The 5,536-nt window shown below is 33.2% G+C and carries 4 protein-coding genes; 3 read left to right on the top strand and 1 reads right to left on the bottom strand.

From position 1 onward, the window contains the following. Positions 1-275 precede the first annotated feature (275 nt). Positions 276-599 (bottom strand): YbaB/EbfC family nucleoid-associated protein, encoded by a 324-nt coding sequence (locus ABD816_RS21950; RefSeq protein WP_344931041.1) that lies wholly within the window; start codon positions 597-599, stop codon positions 276-278. Between the two features lie 142 nt (positions 600-741). Here ABD816_RS21950 and ABD816_RS21945 point away from each other — a divergent pair, with 142 nt between their 5' ends. The 3 genes from ABD816_RS21945 to capB all read left to right on the top strand — a co-directional run bounded on the left by ABD816_RS21945 (position 742) and on the right by capB (position 5,344). After that, complete coding sequence (locus tag ABD816_RS21945) at positions 742-2,802, top strand: S9 family peptidase (protein WP_344931039.1); 2,061 nt, start codon at positions 742-744, stop codon at positions 2,800-2,802. A 91-nt stretch (positions 2,803-2,893) separates the two neighbouring features. Next, positions 2,894-3,934, top strand: a complete 1,041-nt coding sequence (gene capA, locus ABD816_RS21940) for a cysteate synthase (protein ID WP_344931038.1) — start codon at positions 2,894-2,896, stop codon at positions 3,932-3,934. Between the two features lie 150 nt (positions 3,935-4,084). After that, positions 4,085-5,344 carry a cysteate-C-fatty acyltransferase gene (gene capB / locus ABD816_RS21935; protein WP_344931037.1) on the top strand — a complete coding sequence of 420 codons (1,260 nt, stop codon included), beginning with the start codon at positions 4,085-4,087 and terminating at the stop codon, positions 5,342-5,344. Positions 5,345-5,536: the final 192 nt, after the last annotated feature.

Here is a 5,536-nt window from a genome sequence, read left to right as displayed (position 1 = left end):
CAAAAAATCCTCGGTAATGAAATCTTCTTTCTTCATAAGTGCATAAAATTTAAAGTTAATAAAAAATAAAATACGGAGGTCGCGACCTCCGTATTTTAAACTTTACACACTTGGTGAGATACTACCTCTGGATACATAATAAAAGTCAAAAAAAGGAAGCAATTCGCTTCCTTTTTTTGACTTTTATTATTATTTAATACTACTATACCAATAGGAACTTATTATCCGCATCGTACTACATATAAATTAATATAAGCAATATATAACTCATCAGATTATTTAAATAAATCCATTCCAGGAATGTCAGGCATTCCTTCTTTTGCTACTGCAGCTAATTCAGCTTTATTTACTTCTGTAGCTTTAGCAATAGCTTTATTAACTGTTAAGATTAGATAATCTTCCAGTTGCTCCTTATCAGCTAATAACTCATCAGCAATCGTAATATTTTTCACCTCTCTATTTGCTGTAATCGTAACCTTAAGAAGGTTATCATTACTATTTTGATCAAGTAGAACAGTATTCAGTCTTATTTTTGTTTCTTCGACTTTTTTCTGGGCTTCTTTTAATTTACCCATCATTCCCATCATATCTCCAAACATTATATTTATTTTTAGAATTTGTTATCACAAAATTAGTATTTTGCTTGTTAATAAACTAAAGGAATATTATGAAAAGTCTACAAGTTATGTTGTTTCTAACCTTTATTTTTGCAACCTCCTGTAATCAAGATAAAAAGACACATTGAAAATAGAAACTCAAAATCCTGTAGCTGCTAAAAAAGCTATGCGTTTGGAAAAACATGGTGATGTACGAATAGATAATTATTTTTGGTTAAATGATAGAGAGCATCCTGATGTGTTAGATTATCTGAAACGTGAAAATGATTATAATGATGAGATGACGTATCACACTAAAAATTTTCAGAAAGAGTTGTTTCAGGAAATGAAAAACCGTATTAAAGAAGATGATTCTTCTGTACCTTATAAGCTAAATGGCTATTGGTATATTACTAAATATGAAAAAGGAAAAGATTACCCAATATATTCCAGAAAAAAAGAAACATTAGAGGCTCCAGAAGAAATATTATTTGATTGTAACAAAGAAGCCGAAGGACATGCCTATTTTAGAATGGTAGGATTAAATATTAGTCCTGATAATACATTAATAGCTTTTGGTGTTGATACAGTAAGTAGACGAAAATATACCATTAGAGTCAAAAATCTTATTACAGGAGAAATTTATCCTGAAATTATCGAAACAACCACTGGTGGAAGTACTTGGGCATCAGATAGTAAAACACTATTTTATACTAAGAAAGATGAAGAGACACTGCGCTCAGATAAAATTGTAAGGCACATCATGGGAACTTCAGTTACTGAAGATGAAACTGTTTTTCATGAAACTGATGATACATTTAATACTTTCGTTTACAAGACAAAATCTAAGAAGTTTATAGTTATAGGTTCAGGAAGTACATTAACGTCAGAATATCGCTTTATTTTAGCTGATAATCCCATTGGGAAATTCACCATATTCCAACCCAGAATCAGGGGTTTAGAATATGGAATAGCACATTATGAAAATGATTTTTATATTCTTACAAATAAAGATGGTGCTACTAATTTTAGGTTGATGCAGGTTTCTGAAGAAAATACGTTAAAAGAAAATTGGAAAGACCTTATTCCGCATAGAGAAGATGTCTTGTTAGAAGATATAGATATTTTTAAAGAATATCTTGTAGTTAGTGAACGAAGCAATGGTCTTAACAGAATTCATGTAAAAAGATGGGATGGTACTTCTGAATATTATCTTCCGTTTGATAATGAAACATATACTGTATTTGTAGATACAAACCCGGATTTTGATACAAAATTATTAAGATATTCCTATAATTCTCTTACCACCCCTAATTCTGTCATCGATTTTAATATGGAGACTAAAGAAAAAGAGGTTAAAAAAGAGCAAGAAGTACTGGGAGGTACATTTGATAAAAATAATTATACCTCTGAGAGGATTTGGGCTACAGCAGGAGATGGTACGAAAATACCTATGTCATTAGTGTATAAAAAAGGACTAAAGAAAGATGGGACCAATCCAGTATTACTATATGCCTATGGATCTTATGGCTCTACTATTGATCCTTATTTTTCTACAGTACGTTTAAGTCTGCTGGATAGGGATTTTATATACGCTATTGCTCATGTAAGAGGAGGTGAATATCTTGGACGTTCTTGGTACGATAATGGCAAGTTGTTTAAAAAGAAAAATACCTTTACTGATTTTATTGATTGTTCTTCATATTTAATAGATCAAAAGTATACATCATCAGCGCATTTATATGCAATGGGAGGTTCTGCAGGAGGTTTACTAATGGGTGCAATAGTTAATATGGCACCAAGTTTGTATAATGGAGTAGTGGCAGCGGTACCATTTGTAGATGTAGTCACGACGATGCTTGATGATAGTATTCCATTAACCACGGGTGAGTATGATGAGTGGGGAAATCCTAATGAAAAGGAGTATTATGAGTATATGAAATCTTATTCCCCGTATGATAATGTTATGGCACAGGAATATCCTAATATGTTGGTAACTACAGGTTTGCATGATTCGCAAGTTCAGTATTGGGAACCTGCAAAATGGGTAGCTAAATTAAGAGAACTAAAAACAGATACTAATATATTATTACTGCATACGAATATGGAAGCTGGACACGGAGGAGCTTCAGGTCGATTTGAAGCATTGAAAGAAGTCGCTGAAGAATATGCATTTTTACTAGATTTAGAAAGTATAAATAACTAATTAAAAAAAATAACGTAACTTCGTAGCGTTTTTGTAACAGTTTGTGGAGCCCCCCTAGTTTTGTTCCACAAGTATGTATAAACACAACCTTATGAGAGAAGAAATCCAGGCTTATAATAATGTTTTAGAACTTATTGGTGATACCCCACTAGTTAAACTAAACAAAATTATGAAAGATGCTCCGGGAAATTTCTATGCTAAAATAGAATCATTTAATCCAGGACATTCGACAAAAGATAGAATAGCATTATATATTATTGAAGAAGCTGAGAAGAAAGGCTTACTAAAACCCGGTGATACTATTATAGAAACTACTAGTGGTAATACAGGATTTAGTTTGGCTATGGTCAGTGTTATTAAAGGATATGAATGTATCCTTGCTGTTAGCTCAAAATCTTCTAAAGATAAGATCGCCATGTTGAAAAACATGGGAGCCAAGGTGTATGTGTGTCCTGCACATGTAAGTGCAGATGATCCCAGATCTTATTATCAGGTTGCCAAAAGATTGCACGAAGAAATTAAAGGATCTGTATATATCAATCAATATTTTAATGAATTAAATGTTGATGCACATTATAGATCAACCGGACCTGAGGTTTGGAATCAAACCAATGGTAGTATCACTCATTTTGTTGCGTGTTGTGGAACGGGAGGTACCATTTCTGGTACTGCTAAATATCTTAAAGAGAAAAACAAAGATATTAAGGTATTAGGTATTGATGCATACGGATCGGTTTTAAAGAAATATCACGAAACCAAAGAATTTGATACTAATGAAATTTATCCATACCGAATAGAAGGGTTAGGTAAAAATTTAATTCCGACTGCCACAAATTTTGATTTGATTGATAAATTTGAAAAGGTGAGTGATGAGGATAGCGCGCATACTGCAAGAGAATTGGTGAAAGCAGAAGGTATGTTTTTAGGATATACAAGTGGTGCAGCCATTCAGGGAGCTAAGCAATTAGCCGAAAGTGGTGAGTTTGATGAGAATAGTAATGTCGTGATTATTTTACCCGATCATGGATCAAGATATATGAGTAAAGTGTTTAGTGATGATTGGATGATGGAGCAAGGCTTCTTTGATAGTCAACACGAGGAAGACGCGACAAAAATTCAAGTAATTAAATAGTTTTATTAAAAAAGTAATTAGGTACCTGCTATTGATACGTAGGTGCTTTTTTTGTGAAGAATACTTTATAGTGTTGATTAGTAATATAATTATGTGATCACATCAATTTTCTGTATTTTCGCATGCTAAAAGAAATCAAATTTGGTGTAGATGAGAGATTTATTTGATAAAATATACAAAGATAAAGGGCCTTTAGGAAAATGGGCTGATAAGGCAGAAGGATATTTTGTTTTTCCTAAATTGGAAGGGCCGATATCAAATAGAATGAGATTTCAGGGAAGAGAGGTAGTCACTTGGAGTATTAATGATTATTTAGGCCTTGCTAATATGGATGAGGTTAGAAAAGTGGATGCAGAAGCTGCATCTGCATATGGTTCTGCTTATCCTATGGGAGCTAGAATGATGAGTGGTCATACTGATCTTCATGAGCAGCTACAAGATGAACTTGCTGAGTTTGTTGATAAAGAAGCCGCATATCTCTTGAATTTTGGATATCAGGGTATGGTATCTACAATAGATGCGTTGGTAAGTAAAGATGATATCATTGTGTATGATGTAGACGCTCATGCTTGTATTATAGATGGTGTACGATTGCATCAGGGACAGCGATACACATATCGACATAATGATATGGTAAGTATTGATAAAAATTTAATGCGAGCTACGAAAATGGCTGAAAAAACCGGAGGTGGAATTTTATTGATCTCAGAAGGTGTTTTTGGTATGAGAGGTGAGCAAGGTAAGTTAAAAGAAATTGTAGCATTAAAAGAGAAATATAATTTTAGACTTTTTGTTGATGACGCCCATGGTTTTGGAACGTTAGGAGCAACTGGAGCAGGAACAGGTGAGGAGCAAGGTGTACAAGATCAGATTGATGTGTATTTTGCAACTTTCGCTAAATCTATGGCAAGTACAGGTGCTTTTATAGCTGCAGACAAAGAAATAATTGATTATCTTAAATATAATTTGCGATCTCAGATGTTTGCTAAATCGCTACAAATGCAATTAGTAGTAGGAGCACTTAAACGTCTTGATATGCTAAGAACAATGCCAGAGTTAAAAGAAAAGCTTTGGGAGAATGTAAATGCTCTGCAAAACGGATTAAGAGAAAGAGGATTTGATCTAGGGACTACACAGAGTTGTGTTACTCCAGTATATCTTAAAGGAAGTATTCCTGAAGCAATGGCGTTGGTAAAGGATTTAAGAGAGAATCATGGAATTTTCTGTTCTATTGTCGTATATCCGGTTATTCCAAAAGGATTGATTTTATTAAGATTAATTCCTACTGCATCGCATACTGCTGAAGATATTGAAGAAACGTTAATAGCATTCTCCGCAATACGGGAGACTTTAGAAAACGGTACCTATAAACGTATGTCTGCTGCACTAGCAGAGGCAATGGGTGAATAATATATTTTCAGATACATAAAAATACAAAACAAAAAATCCGCTGAATAGCGGATTTTTTGTTTTTGTAGACACTATCCCATTAAGTGTGTAAGTTTAAAATAAAGAGGGTTTGACTTTTATTTAAAGTTGAACCCTTTCATCAAATATAGTTAAAAATTGATTTAAAATTATTCCCCAATTCCGAATAGGCAT

Origin of the sequence: Aquimarina addita, assembly GCF_039539305.1 — a bacterium.
GTDB lineage: Bacteria > Bacteroidota > Bacteroidia > Flavobacteriales > Flavobacteriaceae > Aquimarina > Aquimarina addita.
This window is presented reverse-complemented; position numbering and strand designations above follow the sequence as displayed.

What these genes read in the sequence shown, in the direction of transcription:
- ABD816_RS21950 (WP_344931041.1), bottom strand. Translation starts at nt 599, where the DNA reads ATGTTTGGAGATATGATGGGAATGATGGGTAAATTAAAAGAAGCCCAG.
- capA (WP_344931038.1), top strand. Translation starts at nt 2,894, where the DNA reads ATGAGAGAAGAAATCCAGGCTTATAATAATGTTTTAGAACTTATTGGT.
- capB (WP_344931037.1), top strand. Translation starts at nt 4,085, where the DNA reads ATGAGAGATTTATTTGATAAAATATACAAAGATAAAGGGCCTTTAGGA.